At 68.7% G+C, this 22,518-nt stretch carries 21 protein-coding genes; 15 read left to right on the top strand and 6 right to left on the bottom strand.

Annotated elements, in window-relative coordinates; translation table 11 throughout:
* Window positions 1-75: 75 nt before the first annotated feature.
* Complete coding sequence (locus BJ992_RS28735; protein ID WP_184986294.1) at window positions 76-573, bottom strand: hypothetical protein; 498 nt, start codon at window positions 571-573, stop codon at window positions 76-78.
* Window positions 574-902: 329 nt separating this feature from the next.
* Here BJ992_RS28735 and BJ992_RS28730 point away from each other — a divergent pair, with 329 nt between their 5' ends.
* Entirely contained in the window at window positions 903-2,054 is a 1,152-nt protein-coding gene (locus tag BJ992_RS28730) for a hypothetical protein (RefSeq protein WP_184986292.1), read from the top strand.
* 4 nt (window positions 2,055-2,058) lie between these two features.
* On the opposite strand, the gene BJ992_RS28725 is transcribed toward BJ992_RS28730, so the two are convergent.
* Genes BJ992_RS28725 through mca form a run of 3 tightly spaced genes read right to left on the bottom strand, consistent with a single transcriptional unit; the run spans window position 2,059 to window position 3,527 of the window.
* On the bottom strand, window positions 2,059-2,361 hold the full coding sequence (locus tag BJ992_RS28725) for a GNAT family N-acetyltransferase (RefSeq protein ID WP_184986290.1): 303 nt from the start codon (window positions 2,359-2,361) through the stop codon (window positions 2,059-2,061).
* A 41-nt stretch (window positions 2,362-2,402) separates the two neighbouring features.
* Entirely contained in the window at window positions 2,403-2,606 is a 204-nt protein-coding gene (locus tag BJ992_RS28720) for a hypothetical protein (RefSeq protein ID WP_184986288.1), read from the bottom strand.
* 36 nt (window positions 2,607-2,642) lie between these two features.
* Window positions 2,643-3,527 carry a mycothiol conjugate amidase Mca gene (gene mca, locus BJ992_RS28715; protein WP_343072910.1) on the bottom strand — a complete coding sequence of 295 codons (885 nt, stop codon included), beginning with the start codon at window positions 3,525-3,527 and terminating at the stop codon, window positions 2,643-2,645.
* Window positions 3,528-3,663: 136 nt separating this feature from the next.
* Here mca and BJ992_RS28710 point away from each other — a divergent pair, with 136 nt between their 5' ends.
* From BJ992_RS28710 to phoH2, 7 genes are all read left to right on the top strand, one after another.
* On the top strand, window positions 3,664-4,101 hold the full coding sequence (locus BJ992_RS28710; protein ID WP_184986286.1) for a DUF4307 domain-containing protein: 438 nt from the start codon (window positions 3,664-3,666) through the stop codon (window positions 4,099-4,101).
* An 89-nt stretch (window positions 4,102-4,190) separates the two neighbouring features.
* Window positions 4,191-4,691 (top strand): transcription elongation factor GreA, encoded by a 501-nt coding sequence (gene greA, locus BJ992_RS28705; protein ID WP_184986284.1) that lies wholly within the window; start codon window positions 4,191-4,193, stop codon window positions 4,689-4,691.
* Window positions 4,692-5,028: 337 nt separating this feature from the next.
* Window positions 5,029-6,354 carry a C40 family peptidase gene (locus BJ992_RS28700; RefSeq protein ID WP_343072909.1) on the top strand — a complete coding sequence of 442 codons (1,326 nt, stop codon included), beginning with the start codon at window positions 5,029-5,031 and terminating at the stop codon, window positions 6,352-6,354.
* A gap of 1,102 nt (window positions 6,355-7,456) precedes the next feature.
* Window positions 7,457-7,975 (top strand): hypothetical protein, encoded by a 519-nt coding sequence (locus BJ992_RS28695; protein ID WP_184986282.1) that lies wholly within the window; start codon window positions 7,457-7,459, stop codon window positions 7,973-7,975.
* A gap of 386 nt (window positions 7,976-8,361) precedes the next feature.
* Window positions 8,362-10,146 (top strand): phosphoenolpyruvate carboxykinase (GTP), encoded by a 1,785-nt coding sequence (locus tag BJ992_RS28690; RefSeq protein ID WP_184989222.1) that lies wholly within the window; start codon window positions 8,362-8,364, stop codon window positions 10,144-10,146.
* A gap of 135 nt (window positions 10,147-10,281) precedes the next feature.
* Window positions 10,282-11,046, top strand: a complete 765-nt coding sequence (locus BJ992_RS28685) for an isoprenyl transferase (RefSeq protein ID WP_246496807.1) — start codon at window positions 10,282-10,284, stop codon at window positions 11,044-11,046.
* 252 nt (window positions 11,047-11,298) lie between these two features.
* Window positions 11,299-12,627, top strand: coding sequence for an RNA 5'-3' helicase PhoH2 (gene phoH2 / locus BJ992_RS28680; RefSeq protein WP_184989220.1), 1,329 nt, complete (start codon window positions 11,299-11,301; stop codon window positions 12,625-12,627).
* A gap of 1,038 nt (window positions 12,628-13,665) precedes the next feature.
* Here phoH2 and BJ992_RS28675 read toward each other — a convergent pair.
* Window positions 13,666-14,097 (bottom strand): ATP-binding protein, encoded by a 432-nt coding sequence (locus BJ992_RS28675; RefSeq protein WP_184986279.1) that lies wholly within the window; start codon window positions 14,095-14,097, stop codon window positions 13,666-13,668.
* Between the two features lie 280 nt (window positions 14,098-14,377).
* Here BJ992_RS28675 and BJ992_RS28670 point away from each other — a divergent pair, with 280 nt between their 5' ends.
* The 3 genes from BJ992_RS28670 to BJ992_RS28660 all read left to right on the top strand — a co-directional run bounded on the left by BJ992_RS28670 (window position 14,378) and on the right by BJ992_RS28660 (window position 16,609).
* Complete coding sequence (locus BJ992_RS28670) at window positions 14,378-15,682, top strand: helix-turn-helix domain-containing protein (RefSeq protein WP_184986277.1); 1,305 nt, start codon at window positions 14,378-14,380, stop codon at window positions 15,680-15,682.
* 277 nt (window positions 15,683-15,959) lie between these two features.
* Window positions 15,960-16,190 (top strand): hypothetical protein, encoded by a 231-nt coding sequence (locus BJ992_RS28665; RefSeq protein WP_184986275.1) that lies wholly within the window; start codon window positions 15,960-15,962, stop codon window positions 16,188-16,190.
* Complete coding sequence (locus tag BJ992_RS28660) at window positions 16,187-16,609, top strand: PIN domain-containing protein (protein WP_184986273.1); 423 nt, start codon at window positions 16,187-16,189, stop codon at window positions 16,607-16,609. Before BJ992_RS28665 ends, BJ992_RS28660 begins: the two co-directional genes overlap by 4 nt.
* Window positions 16,610-16,654: 45 nt before the next feature.
* On the opposite strand, the gene BJ992_RS28655 is transcribed toward BJ992_RS28660, so the two are convergent.
* On the bottom strand, window positions 16,655-17,362 hold the full coding sequence (locus BJ992_RS28655; RefSeq protein WP_343072908.1) for an aggregation-promoting factor C-terminal-like domain-containing protein: 708 nt from the start codon (window positions 17,360-17,362) through the stop codon (window positions 16,655-16,657).
* A gap of 364 nt (window positions 17,363-17,726) precedes the next feature.
* Here BJ992_RS28655 and BJ992_RS28650 point away from each other — a divergent pair, with 364 nt between their 5' ends.
* From BJ992_RS28650 to BJ992_RS28635, 4 genes are all read left to right on the top strand, one after another.
* On the top strand, window positions 17,727-18,401 hold the full coding sequence (locus BJ992_RS28650; RefSeq protein WP_184986271.1) for a response regulator: 675 nt from the start codon (window positions 17,727-17,729) through the stop codon (window positions 18,399-18,401).
* On the top strand, window positions 18,398-19,834 hold the full coding sequence (locus BJ992_RS28645; protein WP_184986269.1) for a sensor histidine kinase: 1,437 nt from the start codon (window positions 18,398-18,400) through the stop codon (window positions 19,832-19,834). Before BJ992_RS28650 ends, BJ992_RS28645 begins: the two co-directional genes overlap by 4 nt.
* A gap of 8 nt (window positions 19,835-19,842) precedes the next feature.
* Complete coding sequence (locus BJ992_RS28640) at window positions 19,843-20,382, top strand: hypothetical protein (RefSeq protein WP_184986267.1); 540 nt, start codon at window positions 19,843-19,845, stop codon at window positions 20,380-20,382.
* A gap of 95 nt (window positions 20,383-20,477) precedes the next feature.
* A complete protein-coding gene (locus BJ992_RS28635) occupies window positions 20,478-22,472 on the top strand; it encodes a glycosyltransferase family 2 protein (RefSeq protein WP_184986265.1) in 1,995 nt (664 codons plus the stop codon).
* Window positions 22,473-22,518 lie beyond the last annotated feature (46 nt).

Raw genomic sequence — 22,518 nt, 5'->3', positions numbered from 1 at the left:
TCAGAGGCGATTCAAGGTCTTCCTGGGGAGCTCTCCAGTTTGGGTGCGGAAGTGGATCTCGCGGGTCGAGGCGCTCTATGTGCCTGTCATACCCGAGGTCCCGGTCGTCCCCGTCGCGCCGCTCGTCTTGTTCGCGGCCGTACGTGAGGCGCCGGCCCCCGCGCGTGTGCCGGTGGAGCGTGCGCGAGTCGTCCCGGTGGAGCGTGCGCGCGTCGTCCCCGTGGAACGGGTCGTCCCCGCGGACCGCGCGCGGGTCGTGCCGGTCGTCCCGGTGCTCCGCGACGTCGTGGCCCGGGCCGGACGTGACGTGGCGGCGCGCGCCGGGGACTTCGCCGCGCGCTCGGCGGTACCCATCCCCTGCTCCCGGCGCTCCATCCCCTCGCGGCGCGCGCGCTGCGCGAGCATGGTGCCGGCGCCGATGGCGGCGGCCACGGGCCACTCCACCAGCCCGAACACCGCCAGTGCGCCGAGCGCTCCGTAGTACAGCATGCGCTCGGGTGGCGGAAGGAACGTGCGCGCCGTCTCCACCGCGCGGGCCGTCTCCTGCATGGTGCCTTCCGTCATCCGCCTCATCTGCGGCATACGAGGCATCCGCGGCATGTGCGGACGGTGGAGATGGAGACTGACGACAGGGGTGTCCAGGGCGATCAGATCACCGTTGTGACTCGATCGCTCCTGGCTTCTTTGCCTGCTCATGCGTGACGTCTCGGTCACCGCCATGGTCCCTCCTCGGTGCGGAAATTCGCTTCTGTCCAACCTTTCCCCAGGTCAGCGGCTATCTATAGCGATCGCGGCCCAGTCATGACCCGACGCGCACCACCGCGGACGTGCCGGACCGGACGCGCGGACGCGTCGGCGGTCGCGCTGTCCCCGGCGGACGGCGAGGCGTAGTCTCACACAGCGTGAACGTTGATCTGGAGTTCGTCAGCGAGCACGCGGGCCGGTCCGCCGCGGAGCTGACCCGGCGCGACGTCGCCCGCGCGCTGCTCGCCGTGCCGAGCGGCCAGGCCCTGGTCTGTCTCCCCGACCTGCGACGCGAGATGAGCACCGCGGGCAACCCCCTGTCGGCGCCGTTCTGGGACTCGGCCAAGGCCGCACTCACCGGCATCGAATCCGGAGCCGCCACCGTCGGGGACGTGCAGCGCTGGCTGGAGGCCACCGGCACCGAACCCATCCTCATCACCCGTGGCCGCTTCGTCTGGCCCGACGAGGGAGAACGCGGCCCCGTGGCGTCCGAGCTCTACGACCTGCTCGTGACCCACCTCGAGGAGCACGTCACCCGAGGCGACATCGACCCCGACCGGCTGGCCGCCGGAGACCACGAGGCGCGCGAGGTGTACGAAGAGGTGCAGGACCGCTGGCTGCGCACCGCGCTCCCCGACGGCCGCCTGCCTGGCGCGCTGGTGGACGAGGAGCTCAACGAGGGCCTGTTCGCCGCCTGGGACGAAGAGGAGGCGTTCGCGCTCAGCGAGCTGAACCGCGTGCTCGCCGACCTGCCGGAACCCGGCCTGCCGCTGGCCGACCTGGAGGCCGCGGCGGCACGCCTGCGCGTGCTGCTCGGTGAGCCCGGCTACCCCGCGTCGGTGCTGCGGGCCTGCGCCGGGTTCGACGACGGGCCGCTGCCGGAGAGCGACATCGAGCTGTGGCTCATCGTGGCGGCCGGCATCGCGTCCCCCCTCTCCGACCTGGAGGAGGACGACGAGGACGACCACCGCTTCTGGGACCTCGAAAGCGAGCTGAGCGCCGAGGACGCCGCGCTCGCGGCGCTGTGCACCATCCACCACGCCGACTGGCTCGCCGCCGTCGTCGAGCTCGCGCGGCGCGGCCCCGGGGTGCTGGCCTCGCCGGAGCGCATCGCGCGGTTCGTCGCCGAGTCCGAGGACATCGACGTCGACATGGACGACCCCGAGGACCTGGAGATGACCGAGTCGCTGTTCGCGGCCGTCACCCCGCTGTGGGAACGGCTCGGCATCGTGGACGAGCACGCCGTGCTCACACCGCTCGGCTGGTGGGGCCTGCCGAAGGCCCTGGAGCGCGCCTGGTCGGCGCGCTGACGCCTCACGCGTCCCCCGGCTCCTCGGCGATCACGTCGCGGTACTCGGGGTGACGCTCGACGTACTTGGCCACGAACGGGCACACCGGCACGACGGTCACCCCCGCGTCGCGGGCCGCGCCGAGCGCGGCGCCGACGAGCCTGCCGCCGAGACCCTGACCTTCGAACTCCTCGTCGATCTCGGTGTGCGTGAACACGAGCTGCCCCGGCCTGCGGCGGTACCTGACGAACCCGGCGAGCCGTCCGTCGACGGTGATCTCGTAACGCCGGGCCTCTTCGTTGTCCGTGACCTCGGCCGCCTGCTCCATGGGGGTTTCCTCTCGTGGGCCCGTGCTCGTGACGGGGTCGATCAGCGGGACCCGTCCGGCCGCGCTCCGGGCTCGGAGCGCTCCTGCTCGTCCTCGCGCGGAACCTCGATCTTCGACATCTGCTTGTTCATCGACTTGATCAGGAAGTACAGGGCGACACCGATGGCGGCGACCACGATGAAGCCCAGCAGGCCTGGGCCGTACGGAACGGGTGGGGCGGCCGCAGCCGCGGCGTGGACGGTCACACCGTCAAGTCTGCCACCGCGGGGCCCCGCCCCCGTTCACGGGTGGGTGGACGTGCGGTCGCAGACGTCGATGCCGGCGAACAGGTCGTCCTCCGGCGTCTCGGTGTCGACCAGCGAACGCGCCAGGTGGTAGTCCTCGGTGGGCCAGATCTCCCGCTGCAGCTCACGAGGACAGACGAACCAGAAGCCGTCGGGGTCCACCTGGGTGGCGTGCGCGATCAGCGCCTGGTCGCGCACCTCGAAGTACTCGCCGCACGGCACCCGCGTGGTCACGTCCCACTTCTGCGGCCGGTCCTCCCAGCGGGCGATCCAGTCGGCGTACGGCGACCCTATGCCGCGGTCGGTCATGGCCTGGTGGAGCGCCTCGAAACGCTCCCTGGTGAAGCCCATGTGGTAGTACAGCTTGAGCGGCTGCCACGGCTCGCCGAGACCGGGATAGCGGTCCGGGTCGCCGGCCGCCTCGAAGGCCTCCACCGACACCTTGTTGGTCATGATGTGGTCGGGGTGCGGGTAGCCGCCGTCGTCGTCATAGGTGAGGATCACATGCGGCCTGAACTCGCGCACCGCCGCCACCAGCGGGGCCGACGCCACCTCCAGCGGCTGCAACGCGAAACAGCCGTCGGGCAGCGGCTCGTTCTCGTCCTCGGGCAGGCCCGAGTCGACGAACCCGAGGAACGTCTGCCGCACCCCGAGGATCTGCCGGGCCTTCTCCATCTCCTGCCTGCGCACCTCGGAGATGTTGGCCACGATCTCGGGCCGGTCCATCTTGGGGTTCAGCACCGAGCCACGCTCACCGCCGGTGAGCGTGCAGACCAGCACCTCGGTGCCTTCGGCCACGTACCTGGCCATCGTGGCGGCGCCTTTGCTCGACTCGTCGTCGGGGTGCGCGTGTACGGCCATCAGCCTCAGCGGTGCACTCACGGCTCGGTTTCTCCTCAGGTGTCCCGGGTGCCGGCCCGGGGAACGTCGGGTTCGCTCAGGGGTGAAGCGGGGGCCGCCGCCTCCGCGGGGGACAATTGTGTCGTGCAACGACGAGTGACCGCTTGGAGATTCCACCATGACCGATAGTGGCGCGGGTGCCCGCGTCGACCAGCCGGTTCTCGGCCCGATCCCCGATCCTACGCAGAGCGGGGGACGGCTCGGGCGAACCGCGCGGTTCGTCGTGCTCGCCGTCGTGGGGGTGCTGGTGGCGCTCGCCATGGCCGGCTGGGGCTACGTCATGATGTCCGCGCGGGGCAACCCCGAGGCCCTCAGCCAGGTGATCTCCTTCGAGGTCGGCGGTCCCGACTCGATCACGGTAACCTTCCAGGTGACCAAGCCGGAGGACCGCGCGGCCGTGTGCCGGGTGCGCGCGATGGACAGCCGGCAGGCCGAGGTGGGTGCGCGCGACGTCACGGTGCCGCAGGGCTCGTCCGCCGTCCAGCTCACGGAGCGGCTGCGCACGAGCGCGCCAGCCGCATCGGGCCACGTCCAGTACTGCTATCTCGTACAATAAGACTTTTGGGAAAGCGTTCGAGCGGGTTAATTTGTAAGTCTCCCGCAATTCGGACGCTCGCAACTCTCACCTGCACGCAAGGAGAACCCGTGGTCGACTCCCGCGACGAGAACGTCACCTGGCTGACGCAGGAGGCGTACGACCGCTTGAAGGCGGAATTCGAGTATCTCTCGGGGCCCGGGCGCGTCGACATCGCCAAGAAGATCGAAGCGGCTCGCGAAGAGGGCGACCTCAAGGAGAACGGCGGCTACCACGCCGCCAAGGAGGAGCAAGGCAAGATGGAGGGCCGCATCCTCCAGCTCCGCCAGCTCCTGGAGCAGGCGCGCGTCGGCGAGGCCCCCCGCACCGAAGGCGTGGTCGGGCCCGGCATGACGGTCACCATCCGCTTCGACGGCGACGACGACGAGGTCACCTTCCTGCTGGCCTCCCGCGAGGAGAGCGGCTCACCGATCGACGTCTACTCGCCGCGGTCCCCGCTCGGCGCCGCGATCAACGGCAAGAAGATCGGCGAGCGCGCCACGTACACGCTGCCGAACGGCCGCCAGAACACCGTCGAGATCCTCGAAGCGGTGCCGTACATCGGAGGCTGACCCCCGCGACGCAGGCACACCGCCGAGACCCCTGACGCGGCCGTACATCGGTCGCCTGCCTCCGACGGAGGCTGACGCGTCCGCCACACGAATGTGACCCGATCCGCCGGAGCCCGGCTCCGGCGGATCGCGGTTGTTCAGGGGGAATCCCGGACATCGGCCGCGATCTCCGGGAAAATCGGTGACGAGGGGACGCGTGCGCGGGTGGACGGAACCGTGTGACATGCGGCACCCTCAACTGTGGCCCTCGGGCCGTGCGGGGCCGGTTCCCCATGGACCGCTCCGCTGGGCCGGTGGCCCGTGACGACGGTGACCAGGAAGCTCGGAAGGGGTGGATGTGCTCGATCGGCGACCGCGTGGCTCTACCGTCGTCAGAGAGGGCCCGTCCAGAGCACCCGCCTGGCTCGCGGAGGCGTTGTCCGAGGTCCGCCAAGACCTCACCTTCCGCGCGCCGCGCCGCCGCTCCCCGTACCGCCGGCCGCCGTCCCCGCTGCTGCGCCGCGTCGTGCCGGCCCTGGCCGTCGCGCTCGTCGCGGTGGTGTCCGCCGACCTCATGGTCCTCGGCGACCTGGAGGCCCACAGCCCCGCCACCCCGCGCACCAGCGTCGCGAGACCCGGCACCGGACCCGCCGCCAAACCCGGCTACGTCGCCGCCACCGGCACGTTGCCGCCGTCCGCCTCACCGGCGCCGGTCGCGCCGCTCACGACGGCACGCAAACCCCACCTGTTCGTCGTGGCCCCGCGTGAGCTGTCCGACGACGCCGTCCGCGCCGTGAAATCCCGGCCCGGGGTCGGCGCCGTCGAGGTCGTCGGCGCCGCCGACGTGATGATGGGGGGCAAACGCGTCCAGACGATGGGTGTGGATCCCTCGACGTTCCGTGCCTACACCCCGAAGTCCACCGCGAGCTCCGACCCTCTGTGGAACGGCGTGGCGGCCGGCGACGTCGCCGTGTCGTTCACCCTCGGCAACGACGGCGGCGTCCCCCTCGGCTCCACCCTCGACGCCGGCAGCCGAAAACTCCGCGTCGGCGCCTACGCCACCATGGGCATGGGCCTGATCAACGCCGTCGTGTCCCGCGACACCGCCAGAGCCCTCGGCATGCCGGAACGCAACGCACTGGTGATCAGCGCTCCCGACGCCGACTCCCGCACCCTGCGCCAACGCCTCCTGAAAGCCCTCCCCAAAGGCACCCAGGTGGCCCTGATCAACCCCACCCTCCCCACCCCCGTCCAGCAACGCCGCAACTGGCCCACCGGCTCCTTCATGACCCCCGACCAGGTCCAGACGGCTCTCGCCGCCGCCGTGAGCAAACTGGGCCGGCCCTACGTCTGGGGCGCCGAAGGCCCCGACACCTTCGACTGCTCCGGCCTCGTCCAATGGGCCTTCGCCCAAGCCGGCGTCCGCATGCCAAGAGTCACCCACCAGCAATGGGTCACCGGCCCCCAGATCCCCCTCTCCCAAGCCCAACCAGGCGACCTCCTCTTCTGGCGCAACGACCCCACCAACCCCGGCTACATCTCCCACGTCGCCATCTTCTGGGGCAACGGCAAAATGCTCCACGCCCCCCGCACCGGCGACGTAGTGAAAATAGCCCCCCTGAACACCAGAAACCTCGCCGGCGTAGTCCGCGTAAGCCCCTGGGCCGCCTCCCAGGCCCGCTGACCCCAACCCAACCCAACAACCACCACCACGCCGATCCCGGTGACCCGCCACCACGCGATCCCGGTGACCTACCACCACGTGATCTCGGTGGCCCGCCACCACGCGATCCCGGTGACCTACCACCACGTGATCTCGGTGGCCCGCCACCACGTGATCTCGGTGACCTACCACCACGTGATCTCGGTGGCCCGCCACCACGTGATCTCGGTGGCCCGCCACCACGTGATCTCGGTGGCCCGCCACCACCCGCCGTTTTGGTCTGTTTTGCCGGCGCCGACGCGGCGGGACGTGGTACGGCGAATCCGGCGCCTCAGCACGGCCGCCAACCGGTGGTCCCGGGGAGTGCACTACATCCATGGACCCTCACCGGATGGCCCGGCACCACCACCACCCGCCGTTGTGGTCTCTCTTACCGGCGCCGACGCGGCGGGACGTAGTACGGCGAATCCGGCGCCGTCGAACGGTGCTCAGCCGATCCTTTCCACTTCGACCAGCCACGCAAGCACCGTGAGACTGCTCCTTTCGGAAGAACTCGCGCCTCTTCGAATGGTCAACCCCCACTTCGGTTCTGCGGTCCATGCCGGCCCATCAGAGTCGGCCCACTCCATGAGACCGGCCCACCCACAACCCCCACCTTGACCGACACCGCCACAAGCCCCCGTCCGTCAAGTCGGCCATTCCTCAGTGTCGGCTGCGCCGTGACCCGCTCTAATCCCCGCGAGCCGACCGCTCCTGGAGTCGGTCGTTTCACTTGAGCACCGTGAGACTGCTCCTTTCGGAGGAACTCGCGCCTCTTCGAATGGTCAACCCCCACTTCGGTTCTGCGGTCCATGCCGGCCCATCAGAGTCGGCCCACTCCATGAGACCGGCCCACCCACAACCCCCACCCTGACCGACACCGCCACAAGCCCCCGTCCGTCAAGTCGGCCGTGCCGGTCCACCCGGCTCACCGGACAACGGAAGAACCCACAGCCGACACCGGACCGCTACGACGTCGGTGACATGACCGGCTCCTCGGTAAGGCGTTCGCACGGAGTATCCGGAGAAGTCGATCAGTACCTGCCGTCTTGTGCCGTCCGCATAGCGGTGTAATCATCATTACATGGATAAAGATGAAACGATCATCACCTCATGGTTCACCGGCAGACTCCCCGACGGCTGGTTCACCGACTCCCCGGAGATCGTGCTCGACCGGGAGGAGATCGCCGTGGTCGGGACCATCCCCGTGCCGGCCTCGGCGGGAGACGCCACCGGTGGGGAGCGGGCCGCGTTGATCGACGGGCATGTGCAGCGGTTCAGGGAGGAGACGCGGGAGCGGCGGATCGAGATCGCGAGGGAGGCCGAGCACCGGTTCCGGCGCAAGGTGTCGTGGGGGGTGCGGTGTGAGGACGAGACAGTGATGTTCACCACGTTGTCCATCCCGGTCATGACGCGGTTGCGGCAGTCCGAGCGGCGGGTGCTCGACACGCTTGTCGCGGCGGGGGTGGCGCGGAGCCGTAGTGACGCGCTGGCGTGGTGTGTGCGGCTGGTCGGCAGCCACACGGACACATGGCTCGCTGACCTGCGTGATGCTCTCCAGCAGGTGGACCGCGTGCGGTCCGCGGGGCCAGGACTCTCTTGATGAATTGGTTTAAACCATTTCCCGAACCGGTTTAGACCATTCGAACTGGCCTATACCAATCCGCTGAAGCGACCCGGCCACCTCACCCGAGGTGATCGGGTCGCTTGCTTTTATCTTGGCAAAAGATGGGTAAACTCCGACGGACCATCACGCCATCTGCCTGCGGCTACACCCCCTGGAGTGACCTCTGGGACGGCGGCGGCAGCGTCCCATGAATTCACAGGCGGGAAACAGAGCTGAAATCTCGGGCATGGATCTCCTCTTTTGGGATGCTCTTGAACCCGCGTTTCATTGACTGGTCTACGCCAATTGGATTCAGGCCCGCATGTCGTTAATGATGACTGGCCTGAGAGTAAGGAGTCGGACCTGTGTCCGTGTCAACCGAGATGACCGCCCCCACCACGCATGCCGGGCTCGTCGCGTGGGTCCGGGAGATCGCCGAGCTGACCCGGCCCGACCGTGTCGAATGGTGTGACGGATCGGAGGCGGAGTGGACCCGCCTCACCAACCTGCTGGTCAAGCAGGGCACGTTCACCCGCCTCACCAAGCGGCCCAACAGCTTCCACGCCGCCTCAGACCCCTCCGACGTCGCACGTGTCGAGGACCGCACGTTCATCTGCTCGGAGCGGCCCGAGGACGCCGGGCCGACCAACAACTGGATCGCGCCGGACGAGATGCGCGCCACGTTCGCCGAGCTGTTCGACGGCTGCATGCGTGGCCGCACCATGTACGTCGTGCCGTTCTGCATGGGGCCGCTCGGCGGTGAGATCTCCCAGCTCGGCGTGGAGATCACCGACTCGCCGTACGTCGCGGTGTCCATGCGGATCATGACGCGCATGGGGGAGAAGGCGCTGCGCCTCATCGAGGAGCGCGGCGACTTCGTGAAGGCCGTCCACTCGGTCGGCATGCCGCTGGCTCACGGCCAGGAGGACGTGCCGTGGCCGTGCAGCGACACCAAGTACATCAGCCACTTCCCCGAGACCCGCGAGATCTGGTCCTACGGCTCGGGATACGGCGGCAACGCGCTGCTCGGCAAGAAGTGCTACGCGCTGCGCGTCGCCAGCGTGATGGCCAGGGACGAGGGCTGGCTGGCCGAGCACATGCTGATACTCAAGCTCACCCCGCCGAGCGGCGAGACCCGGTACGTCGCGGCGGCGTTCCCCTCGGCGTGCGGCAAGACCAACCTCGCCATGCTCAAGCCGACCATCCCCGGCTGGAAGGTCGAGACCATCGGCGACGACATCGCGTGGATGCGGTTCGGCGCGGACGGCCGGCTGTACGCGATCAACCCCGAGGCGGGGTTCTTCGGCGTCGCACCCGGCACCGGTGAGACCACCAACGCCAACGCGATCAAGACGCTGTGGGGCAACAGCATCTTCACCAACGTCGCGCTGACCGACGACGGCGACGTCTGGTGGGAAGGCATGACCGATCAGCCCCCCGCTCACCTCACCGACTGGCGTGGCCGCTCCTGGACACCTGACTCACCGGACCCGGCCGCGCACCCGAACGCTCGTTTCACCACCCCGGCCGGCCAGTGCCCGATCATCGCGCGCGAGTGGAACGACCCCAAGGGTGTGCCGATCTCGGCGATCCTGTTCGGCGGACGCCGCGCGACGGCCGTACCGCTGGTCACCGAGTCGTTCTCGTGGCGGCACGGCGTGTTCCTCGGCGCGAACATCGCCTCGGAGAAGACGGCGGCGGCCGAGGGCAAGGTCGGCGAGCTGCGCCGCGACCCGTTCGCCATGCTGCCGTTCTGCGGCTACAACATGGGTGACTACTTCGCGCACTGGCTGAAGGTCGGCGCCTCGGCCAAGCCGGGCACGCTGCCGCGCCTGTACTACGTCAACTGGTTCCGCAAGGACGCCTCGGGCCGCTTCCTGTGGCCGGGGTTCGGCGAGAACAGCCGGGTGCTCAAATGGATCGTCGAACGGCTCAACGGCCGGGCCGACGCCGTCGAGACCCCGATCGGGCTGCTGCCGCCTGCGGAGGCGCTCGACACCAAGGGCCTGGACATCGCCGACGAGGACCTGGCGACCCTGCTGACCGTGGACCGCGACGCCTGGCGCCAGGAGGCCGAACTGATTCCTGAACACTTCGCGACCTTCGGCGACCACCTCCCCGAAGGCCTGTGGGAGGAGTACCACACCCTGGTGGAACGGCTGGGCTGACGACGCGCGGCCGGCGTCGGGGGACGCCGGCCGAGGGCCGTCCCCCTCGTGCGGTACGGCGAGAACGGGGCGGGCATACGCCGGGGCACGGGATAATTACCGATGTCGACGCGAGAGCGTGAAGGGGAGGCCTCCATGGGCGGCGTGCGCGATCTCGTGTACCGGCTGTACGAGCGCAGGCTTGAGGCCAGGCTGTCCGGGGACCAGATCCCCCGGCACGTCGGCGTCATCGTGGACGGCAACCGCCGCTGGGCCCGGGCCATGGGGCTGGCCGACGTCAGCCACGGCCACCAGAAAGGCGCCGACAAGATCTCCGAGCTCGTGGAGTGGTGCCGCGAGGCCGGGGTCGAGATCGTCACGGTGTGGCTGCTGTCGAGCGACAACATGACCCGGCCCAAGCAGGAGCTCGACCCGCTGATGGAGATCATCGAAGACACCGTGCGCGGCCTGGTGGCCGGTGGGTGGCATGTCAACCCGATGGGTGCCTTGGACCTTTTGCCCGATCGTACGGCCCGCATCCTGAAAGATGCGAAAGAAGTAACATCACGGCGGCCTGGGCTGATTGTGAACGTTGCAGTTGGGTATGGAGGAAGGCGTGAGATCGCTGATGCGGTGCGCTCCCTCCTCCAGGAGCACGCCAGCAAGGGCGCGAGCATCGAGGAACTCGTCGAGGTCCTCGACGTCGAGCACATCGCGGAGCATCTCTACACGCGCGGCCTCCCCGACCCGGATCTCCTCATCCGGACCTCGGGAGAGCAGCGACTCTCCGGATTCCTGCTCTGGCAGAGTGCCCACTCCGAGTTCTACTTCTGCGAGGCCTACTGGCCTGACTTCCGCAGGGTCGACTTCTTGCGAGCACTGCGGTCCTACGCCGCGCGGCACCGGCGGTACGGCAACTGAAACTCCGCGTGAACACCCCTACCTCGCCATGCACCGGCTGTTGGGTAGTGGCAGTTCACGACGTACCGTAAGGAGTAGGCAGTTCATACGGCCTACTTCGGGAAAGGGTCCGCCCTTGCGTCGCGTTCGTGCGAGGAGGGCCGGGCACCGGCACCGCCTCGCGCGGGTGGGGGTGGGGCACCGGGCCCGGTCCGTTCACCACCTCATCTGGCAGGGCGCCGCAGTTCGGCGCCCGGGGGAGAACGCGTGGCAGTGTCCTCTAGCAACCCGTCCACGACCTCGCGCGAAGGCGAATCAGCCAAGCGCACCTACGTTGTGGACACCTCTGTCCTCCTGGCCGACCCGGCGGCGGTGAGCCGCTTCGCCGAACACGAGGTAGTCCTCCCGATCGTCGTCATCACAGAGCTGGAGGCCAAGCGGCACCATCCAGAGCTGGGATACTTCGCAAGGAAGGCACTTCGTTTCCTCGACGACCTGCGGGTACGGCACGGCAGGCTGGACGAGCCCATGCCGATCGGCGAGGGGACCATCAGGGTAGAGCTCAACCACAGCGATCCCGCGATCCTGCCCGCCGGTTTCCGGCTCGGCGACAACGACACCCGCATCCTCACCGTGGCCCGCTCACTGGCCGCCGAGGGCTTCGACGTCGTCCTGGTGTCCAAGGACCTGCCGATGCGGGTCAAGGCCGCGTCCATCGGCCTCGCCGCCGAGGAGTACCGCGCCGACCTCGTCGTGGAATCCGGCTGGACCGGCATGGCCGAGCTCCAGGTCACCACCGAGGACGTCGAGACCCTGTTCGAGGCCGGCACCGCCGAGATCGAGGAAGCCCGCGAGCTCCCCACCCACACCGGCCTGCGCCTGCTGTCCGCCAGAGGCTCCGCCCTCGGCCGCGTCCTCCCCGACAAGTCGGTCCGCGTGGTCCGCGGCGACCGCGAGGTCTTCGGCCTCCACGGCCGCTCCGCCGAACAGCGCATCGCCCTCGACATCCTCATGGACCCCGAGGTCGGCATAGTCTCCCTGGGCGGCCGCGCCGGCACCGGCAAATCCGCTCTGGCCCTGTGCGCCGGCCTGGAAGCCGTCCTCGAACGCCGCCAGCACCGCAAGGTCGTCGTCTTCCGCCCCCTGTACGCCGTAGGCGGCCAGGAACTCGGCTACCTCCCCGGCTCCGAGAACGAGAAGATGAGCCCCTGGTCCCAGGCCGTCTTCGACACCCTCGGCGCCATCACCACCCCCGAGGTCATCGAAGAGGTCCTCGACCGCGGCATGCTGGAAGTCCTCCCCCTGACCCACATCCGCGGCCGCTCCCTCCACGACGCCTTCGTGATCGTCGACGAGGCCCAATCCCTGGAACGCGGCGTCCTGCTGACCGTCCTCTCCAGAATCGGCGCCAACTCCCGAGTAGTCCTCACCCACGACATAGCCCAACGCGACAACCTCCGCGTAGGCCGCCACGACGGCGTAGTAGCCGTGGTCGAGAAACTCAAGGGCCACCCCCTGTTCGCTCACATCACCCTGACCCGATCCGAACGCTCCCCGATCGCGGCCCTGGTCACCGAAATGCTGGAGGACCTGTCGATCTGACCGGCACGCCGCGACCCGACGCACTGGCCTGAGTGATCGCGGTTCTGACGGACCGGGTCTGAGTGATCGCGGGTCTGACGGACCGGGTCTGAGTGATCGCGGGACTGACGGACCGGGCCTGAGTGATCGCGGGACTGACGGACCGGGCCTGATTGATCGCGGGACTGACGGACCGGGTCTGAGTGGCAGTGATCTGCGGACCGGTCTGAGGAACGGGTGGTCGGAGGGGACTCGCCGTCCGACCGGCCACCCTCCACCCGCCACGTCGAGCCGCTTTCCGGCGCCGACGCGGCGGGATGTGGTACGGCGAATCCGGCGCCTCCGTACGGTCGCCAACCGGCCGTACGGGCTCCGAGCCGCTACTGCTGCGTTGTCGCTTCAGCCGTCGAACGACCTCGTTCCGCCAACCCCGAAGAGGCTTGCGCCTCGGGATCAAACCCCCATGTGGCTGTTGTGGTCAATGCCCACCCATCGAGTCGGCCGACTCCAAGTGACCGGCCCACCCAACCCCTCACCACTCCATGTCGACGTGGAGTTCCCCGCGCAGTCGCGGTCAGCCGAGGACCCGGCCGGCGGGTAGGTCCCGGTACTCCATGCCGACCCAGAGGCCGCCGTACGATCGCAGTCGGCCGTACGACTCTGACCTGCCAGTGTTGCTTTGTCGCCGACTCTCCGGCGTCGTGACGGTCCTGTCTGGAGCCTTCAAGAGGCTTGTGCCTCTTCGGGGAAACCCCTTGTGGCTGTTGTGGTCAATGCCCACCCATCGAGACGGCCGACCCCAAGTGACCGGCCCACCCAACCCCTCACCATTCCATGTCGACGTGGAGTTCCCCGCGCGGCCGGGGCCAGTCGAGAGCCCGGCCGGCGAGTAGATGCCGGTACTCCATGCCGACCCACAGATCCTCACGCAGAGGGCCCCGGACGGTCCCCGCACAGGTGATCCGGCGCAAGTGGTCCCCACAGAGTCCCCGCACGGAGTTCCCACACGGCCGTTCCGACCACGGTCCCGCTTCACAGCGCACCCGGAGCAACCTCCCCTCACCGCCGGCCAAGGCCGCCAGGGTCGTGACCGGCGAGCAGCCATCGAGCCCACACCGTCTTGCCAGGCCCGTCAGGAAGCGCGGCGACCCCGGTGTCGTCGGCGAGCGCGGCGACGATGCCGAGGCCTCGGCCGTGCACGGCTTCGACGTCAAGGTGCAGGTGACGGGGCCGTTCAGGACCGTGATCGGTGACGCGGACGCACAGGCCGTCCTTCCCGAGCCACAGCGACACCCGGATCGGCGCCTCGCCGTAGGTGACGGCGTTCGCGAGTAACTCGCCGACAGCCAGGACCACATCGTCAGCAAGGCTGAGCAGACCCCAGGAGGCAACCACTTCCCTCACCATGGCCCGCGCCTTGCCGATCATGGCCGGATCGTCGGACAGGTCCCAGCAGACGGTACGAAGACCGCCGTCCTGCGTCGATGGCATCGATGCTCCGTGAGTCAAAGGCGATGCGATGTGTTCACGGCGAAGCCGGAACAAAGAAGACCGAACAACTGGGAGATCATCCACGGAAATACTCCCTTCTAACCGGACGAGCGCGACAATCCGCCAGCATCGACGTCGCGGATCATCAATGAACGACAAGCCAGATAAACGAATTCACACCCGCCCCTCCGGCTGTCAGGACTAGCGTTGTCACCAGGAGTAGTCCGGTCCAGAGAATCGCGTCCGCTGTCGTTCCGCTCGTAACCGGCGAACGGCGGACATGGACGAGGCAGGGTGCGTGCTGATGGACGAAGCCGGCGAGACGTTCGGCGAGGTACTGCGACGCCTACGCGGAGACCTGCCGTTACGCGAGGTCGGCCGACGCGCGACAGTGAGCCTGAGCCACGTCTGGGACCTGGAGAAAGACCGCAAACGACCTTCACCCCGGGTAGCCGAGTCCCTGGACAGAGCACTAAACGCCGACGGCGCACTTATCGCAGCGATGCACACCGGTAAACGTGCTGACCAAAACCCAGATAACCCTCGCCTCATTGCCAAAGCCAACAAGTCACATAATCTGGACAATGTCCATCACGGCGATGAGGAGGACCCCACGAAACGCCGACGATTGTTGCAATTGGCCGCAGGCGTGGGAGTCGGTGCTGTCGGTTCCCCTGAGCCACTCCGCCAACTGATCGACCTTGCCGCGAACGCGCACCGCACTCCGGAAGACTGGGATGCCGCCGCTACGGCTCACCTGCATGCCCTGCGGACACGTCCGCCGACGGAGGTCATCAAGCAGCTCAGCATCGACCTGTACTTCCTGCGCGAGCAACTGGCGCGACCTCGGTCCGATGCCGACAGACGCCACCTGTTCCAGGTGGCGGCCCTCCTGGCAGGGATACAGGCCAATGCGTTCACCCGCACAGGTGATCACGGAGACGCCATCCGCTGGAGTTACACAGCCCGCAAGGCGGCTGACATCTCCCAAAACCTTGAGGTGCGCCTGCTCGTCCGAGGAGAGGAGGCCATCTTGGGCCTCTACGGACAGCGAGCCCCCGAGGACGTGCTCACACTGGTCCGCAACGCCACACAGATCATCGCCACGCCATGGCCCAGACTCGTGGCAGCGAAGGCCAAGGCCCTGGCGATGCTCGGCCGCCACGACGAGGCGGCAACGGCTCTTCGCGCTCTGCACGACCTCGTAGAGCGCGGCATCAGGGGCGACCGCCTTGGCTGGTGGATGGATGATCAACTGTTCTTCGCGCAGAGCTGGGTGTATTCGGCAGCCGGCCGCGAAGCCGCAGCCGACACCGCTCGTGATCATATGCTCAAGGTCACGGCAGAGAATTCTTTCCAGTACCGCACCAACATCCACCTGCACGAGGCGATCTGCACGGTGACCCAAGGCGGAGTGACCCGCGGCGTCCGGCAGGCCACGGAGCTGCTCGATGCCCTGCCGGCCGCCAACCGCACCGTCCCCATCCTGGAGACCGCACGTCGCGTACTGCACGCCGTCCCCTTCGACCAGCGATCCAATTCGTCCGTCCGCGATCTGCGGTCACTACTGACAACCGCCGATTGACATCACGACGAGGAAAACGTCACCTGGCGTCAACGACTGTTGCAATGGGCCCCGGTCGGTACTCGGGCTGTGAGGTCTCTGCGCCGCCTCAACGATCCGATCCGTGTGTCCGGTCTGCGCGGTCGGTTACTCGCTCACGGCTGATGCTGTGCGAGAGCGCACATCCAGCCCTGTCGGTCGGCTCGCAGACTGCTTCACAGACGTGGTGGCAGGTCTTTTGCGCTCACAGTCAGCCTGTTACAGGAGCGTCGTGCAGGCGGATGCCTACACTTGAGCTATGACCGCAGTGCCGGAGGAGTACGAAGAGCTGCACCGCTTGGTGGACCGGTTGACGCCGGACCAGATGCGAGAGGTGCGTGCTCACACTCTGCGTCTGGTGCGTCCGAACGAAGACGACCAGGGTGAGGAGTGGCCGCCGGCGTGGTTCGGTTCGATCACGGCCGGTCGCGATGACTATGCGGAACGTGCTGAGGAGTTCCTCCGGGAGGAGTACGGTCGTGAGGCGTGATTGTTGTCGACACCGGTCCGATCGTGGCTGCGGCCATTGCCAATGACCGTAAGCATTCCGCTTGCAGGAGGATCTTCGAACGGCTCCACAGGGAGCGACGCGATCTTCTGATCCCAAGCTTCGTGGCCGCCGAGGCATGCTACATGCTCGGACGTCTCGGTGGCGCGAAGGTCGAAGCCGCGTTCCTGCGCTCACTACGTTTCGGTCGCCTCAAACTCGTGGACCTGACGCCGGACGACCTCGACCGGGTCTCTGATCTGGTGGAACGTTACGCGGATCTCCCGTTGGGATCAGCCGACGCATCGGTGGTCGCGCTTGCGGAACGGTTTCACCTACCTGAGGTCTTCACTGTCGACATCAGGGATTTCACGGTGGTCAGACCGGCCCACATACCTGGCTTCATCATCCTGTCCGCGTGAGTGCCTGCACGAGGTGCGGGAACGACGGCAGGGTGAGAGCGCGGGTCAGTACCAGCCGACGGACTGGGAGTGGGCCCAGGCGCCGCAGGGGGACTTGTAGCGGCCGGCGATGTAGCCGAGGCCCCACTTGATCTGGGTGGCGGGGTTGGTCTGCCAGTCGGCGCCGGCGCTGGCCATTTTGCTTCCCGGGAGGGACTGGGGGATGCCGTACGCGCCGCTGCTGCGGTTCATGGCGCGTTCGTTCCAGTGGGATTCCTTGTCCCAGAGCTTCTCCAGGCAGCCCCATTCGGCGGACCAGCCTCTGGCGGCGGCCATCTGCTGGCCGAGGGCCTTGTTGCTGCCGGGGTTGGGGCGGGAGCCGGGGGGGAAGGCGGCGGGGTCGAAGCCGGCGCCGCCGGGGGCCTTCTTGACGATTTTGACCGGGTCGAAGTCGGGGCGGTTCTCTCTGGCGGCCTTGATGGCTTCGGCGCGTTGGGCCTGCGCGGCGGCGGCCTTGAGTGCGTCGATCTTGGGGTCGGGGGCCATGGGGTTGTCGAGCATGCGGGCGAGCTCGGGGAGGGTGAGGCCGTCCTTGGGGGCGGCTTCGTTGTCCTTCATGGTCTTCACGGCGTAGGCACCCATGCCGGCGAGGACGACGACGGTGAGGGCGATGTACGCGATGCGCTTGGGGGTCAGGAGGGAGCCGTTGCGCGCGCGTCCGCGCGGTGGAGGCGGAGGCTCGTTCTCCTCGCGCTTCGACCGTCTGTCTCGCACCTGCTGACCTGAGCTCACGGTTTATGAGCTTGCCGTCATGTGGGGGGTGGTTCGCAACCGATACGTGAAAGTCGGTTGATTAACTCTTGGTGCTGGAGTGACCAATCCTTGGGGTTACGTGCAGATATCTCCCCCAGTGTGATTTTCGTCACACCGGGGAGAAGATCCGCCCTCCGGACCCCCGCGCCGGAGGGCGGCACCTGGCCCGCGCGGCGCTGCGGATCGGCAGGCCAAACCGGCGTGGAATCCGGAGCGAGGCGCGGACGACCCAAGCGTGCCCGCTCTACTGTGGGGTTACCGTGCGTGGCCGGTCACAGTTCCATGACATAGAAGGGCATACCAGGATCTGCGGAATACTGTTCGGGTGGCTGGCATCCTCCTTGTCGAAGACGATCCGTCCGTCCGCACGGGTCTCGAACTGGCGCTGACCCGCCAGGGCCACTCCGTCACCTCCTACGCCACCGGCGAGGAGGCCCTGGACCACGTACGCGCACGCCGTCCCGAGATCGTCATCCTGGACGTCATGCTTCCCGGCATCGACGGCGTCGAGGTGTGCCGGCGCATCCGCAGGCTCGACTCCCTGCCGATCATCCTGCTCACCGCGCGCGGCGACGACCTGGACACCGTGGTCGGACTGGAGGCCGGCGCCGACGACTACGTGGTCAAGCCGGTCGAGCCGCGTGTGCTCGACGCGCGCATCCGTGCCGTACTGCGGCGGCTGGAGTCCGCGTCGGCCGACCGCATCAGCTTCGGCGACCTGGTGGTGGACCGCGGCGCGCTGAAGGTCACCCTGGAAGGCCGTGAGATCCACCTCACCCCGACCGAGCTGCGGCTGCTGCTGGAACTGGTCCGCCACCCCGGCCAGGTGCTCAACCGCCGCTACCTGCTGCGCGCGGTGTGGGACCACAACCATGTCGCCGACTCGCGCCTCGTGGACGCCTGCGTGCAGCGCATCCGCGCCAAGATCGAACCTGTGCCGGCTGAGCCGGTGTACATCCACACGGTCCGCGGCTTCGGGTACCGTTTCAGCCCGCCATGACCGGTGGCCGGTGGCGTCCCACCGGCCTGCGCGGCCGGCTGATCGTCACGTTCATCCTGGTCGCGGTCACCGCCTCGGCCCTGGTGGCCGGCATCGGCTACCAACTCGTACGCCGCGCGCTGCTGGACCGCGCCGAGAACAGCGCCACCGCCGACGTGCGTGACGTGCTGCAGCGCATCCCGCTGCCGGTCGGCACCCCCGACCTGCTGTGGCCGCCGTCCGTCATCACCGACCGGGACCTTGAGGACCTCGTGGGTTCGCTCGGCGGCCCCGGCCGTCACGTGATCCTGCAGTACGGCGAGCAGCAACGGTTCAGCGCGGGCTCCGGCTTCGTCCTGGCCGACGTGCCTGAGGACTTCCGCAGGTCGGCCTCGGCGCGGCTGGTACGGCAGCGGCTGATCATCCACGACCAGCCGTGGCTGCTCATCGGCACCCAGGTGTACCGCGTGACCGGCTCAGGGGCCGTACGGCCCACCGGTATGACCGTCTACGTCTTCCTCTCCCTGAGGGAGGAGGAGAGCGTCCTGATCCGCCTGCGGGTCGCGCTGGCGCAGGCAGGCGGCATCACGCTGGCCCTCGCGCTCACCGTCGCGCTGGTGTCGGCGCGCAGCGTGCTGCTGCCGGTACGCAGGCTCGGCGAGGCCGCACGTGCCCTCGGCGCGGGCCGCCTCGACACCCGCCTTCCGGTGCACGGTCAGGACGAACTGGCCCACCTGACCGCGACGTTCAACGACACCGCGTCCGCGCTCGAACAGACCGTGTCCGAGCTGCGAGCACTTGAAGCCATGTCACGGCGTTTCGTGGCCGACGTGTCCCACGAACTGCGCACCCCCCTCACCACCATGACCGCGGTCACCGACATGCTCACCGAGGAGGCCGAACGCATGCCTCCGGACGCGCGCCAAGCCGTGGACCTCGTCGTCCGCGAGATCAACCGGCTGCGGGTACTGGTCGAGAACCTCATAGAGGCCAGCAGGCTCGACTCGGGGACCGTCGTGCTGAGCAGGGAGAACGCCGACATCGGCGTGGCGCTCGCCGACTGCCTGGAGATCCGCGGCTGGACGGGCCGGGTACGGCTGAATGTGCCGGCCGGGCTGACGTTCTCGGTGGATCCGCGGCGGTTCGACGTCATCGTGGCCAACCTCATCGGCAACGCGCTCACCCACGGCGCGCCGCCGGTGTCGGCGTCGGCGCGCACCACCCCCGAAGGCCTGGTGGTGCGGGTACGCGACCGCGGCAAAGGCATACCGCGGGAGGCGCTGCCGCACGTCTTCGACCGGTTCTACAAGGTGGAGGCCGGCCGCGCGCGCAGCGAAGGCAGCGGGCTCGGCCTCGCCATCGCCAGGGCCAACGCCGAACTGCACGGAGGGACCATCGACGTGCAGCTGATCGACCCCGGCACACTGTTCACGGTCCGGATCCCATGGCCATGACCCGGCGCATGACGACACGCGCCGCCGCTCTCGCCGCCGTCCTCGCGACCGTCGCGGCGTGCGGCGTGGACCCCTCAGACATCGCCGACGCCGGCTCCGCGCCGGTGATCAGCGCACGCGCCGCCTCCGCCAACGTGTACCTCCTGAGCGACGGCCGCCTCACCTCCCGTACCGTCCCCACCGCCTCCGACGGCGCGCAGGACGTCCTCGCCGCGCTGTTCCAGGTCGGCCAGAGACCGCAGAGAGAGGCCACCGCGCTCGGCGGCTTCCGGCTCGAACAGACCGTGCTCGGCCGGTACGGCGTGGAGCGCGGCGTGCGCAACGACCCGGAGAACCCCGTCGGCCTGCGCCTCCATGTGATCGTGTACGGCCCAGGCCGCCTCCCCCGTACGGCGCTGGCACAGATCACCTGCACGGCGCGCCTCAGCGAGGAGATCTGGGCCGTCAAAATCACCCAGACCACCTCGAAAGGCCCGCTGGCCATGGGGGAGCACACCTGTAGCGAGTACCACGACCTGGCGGCCCCCGGCGTCAACCTGCCGCCGTGAGCCGGGCCAGGCGTGCGCGAACTCTTGGTCAGGGTTGGTTGAGGGTTCGGCAAGCCTGACGGTGTTTCACCCGGTAGCGGCGCACGCTGACCCGCATGGGTGTGAAGGTCAGCGTGGTGGTGCCGGTGTCCGAACCAGGCCCGGACGATGACGCGTTCGACGCGTGTGTGCGGTCGCTGCTCGAGCAGACGATGCCGTCGGACGAATACGAAGTGATCTTCGCCGACGACCACTCGGACGACGGCACTAGAGAACGGCTCGACGCCGTCGCCGCGGTACGGCCCAACGTCCGCGTGCTGCACCTGGAGCACACCGGCTCCCCGACGCGCGGCCGCAACGTCGGCCTGGCCGTGGCCCGCGGGGAGTACGTCTATCTGCTCGGCCGGCGTGACCGGCTGGAACGCGTGGCGCTCGAAGCCATGTACCACGCCGCCGTGGAGACCGACGCCGACGTGCTCATCGGCCGCCTGGTACGCGGCGACGACCCGCCGTCCCGCGCGTTCTCCCGCAACCGTGAGCGCGCCGACCTGTTCCGCGACCGCCTGCTCGGCCTGCCGACCGCGCACAAACTGTTCCGCCGCGCGTTCCTCGACACCAGGGACATCCGCTTCCCCGACATCGAACCCCAGATGTCCGAGCAGGCCTTCGTCATCAAGGCCTACCTCACCGCCAAGGTCGTCGCCGTGCTCGCCGACCAGGTGTGCTGCCACATGGCCCCACCGCAGCCACCCCAGAGCACCCCCGCGGAATGGGCCACCGGCCTGCGTGCCGTCCTGGACGTCATCGACACCCACAGCGACCCCGGTGAGCAGCGTGAGCGGCTGTACGCGCACTGGTTCCGCACCGGCGTACTGCGACCGCTCGGTGGCCGCCGCCTGGCGAACGCCACCCCCGGCCGCCGCGCCGCCATGTTCTCCGCGCTGCGCGACCTCACCCTGGAACGCTTCCCCCCCGAACTCGACCGCCACCTCCCCGTCCACCTGCGCACCCGGGCCATGCTCCTCAGATCAGGACAACTCGGCCGCCTGATGGCCCTCAACGAGGCCACCACCGGCACCTACCTGCGCGCCGAACTCCGCGACGTCCGCTGGGACGAGAGCATCCTCACACTCGACCTGGCCGTGGAGATCGTCAACGCCGCCGGCGACCCCATGACGTACGAGTCCGCCGGTGACCGCCTCCTGTGGACCCCGCCGCTCGCCGGCCTGAACCTCCCCCCGGCCCTCGCCGACGTCACCGACGCCGTCGCCAAGGCCCGCATGGAGGTCTACATCCGCCACACCGGCAACGGCCTGATCTTCTTCATCCCCGTCACCGGCGAGGTCTGCCGCGCCGAGGAGAACGGCCGCGTCCGCGTCTGGGCCGTGGGCCGGGCCCGTCTCGACGTCGGCTCCGCCGCGCTCGGCCGGCCCCTGCGTCCCGGCGAATGGGAGGTTCACGTCCGCATGCGCGGCGGCACGCACCAGGCCCGCACCCGGGTCGCCGGCCACAAAGGAGCCCAGCTCAGCTGCGTAGGCGTCCTCGCCGGCCACCCCCGCAAACTCGTCATCCCCTGCTGGTCCGAGCAAAGAGAACTCAGCGTCTACGTAGAACCCAAATCCTTCGCCGACTCCATAGTCCTCGTCTCCGCCGGCGCCACCGTCACCCACCGCGACGGCGAACTCTTCATCGCTCTCCCCGTCCCCTACGTCCCCCCGAGCGGCGGCCCCGCGACCGAACTCCTCCTCCGCCAGGCCACCACCCGAGCCCGCACCGTGACCGTCCCGGCCCTGGTCGAACCCGGCGTCCCCGGCCGCTTCCCCGGCCAGTTGGTAGCAAAGTTCCCCCTGGCCAGAATCCCCTCGGAAACCCACCTCACCCCCGGCCTGTGGACCCCCCACCTGAAGGTGGACGCGAGAGAACACCCCCTGCGCTTCGCCATGGACCTCTCCCGCTCCCGCCGAGCCAGAATCCGCCCCACCCAAGACCCCACATCCCTGACCCGCCCCCCCTCAGCCCTGACCCGCCTCCTGAACCACCTCCCAGGCGGCCCCCAAACCCTCCGAGCCCTACAGAAACTCAGAACCCGCTACCTCCCCCCACCCCAGTAGCGGCCTCTTGATCGATTGAGCTTGGTTACTTAAGGGTACGCCGCGC

Source organism: Sphaerisporangium rubeum (genome assembly GCF_014207705.1).
Taxonomy (GTDB): Bacteria; Actinomycetota; Actinomycetes; order Streptosporangiales; family Streptosporangiaceae; genus Sphaerisporangium; species Sphaerisporangium rubeum.
This window is presented reverse-complemented; position numbering and strand designations above follow the sequence as displayed.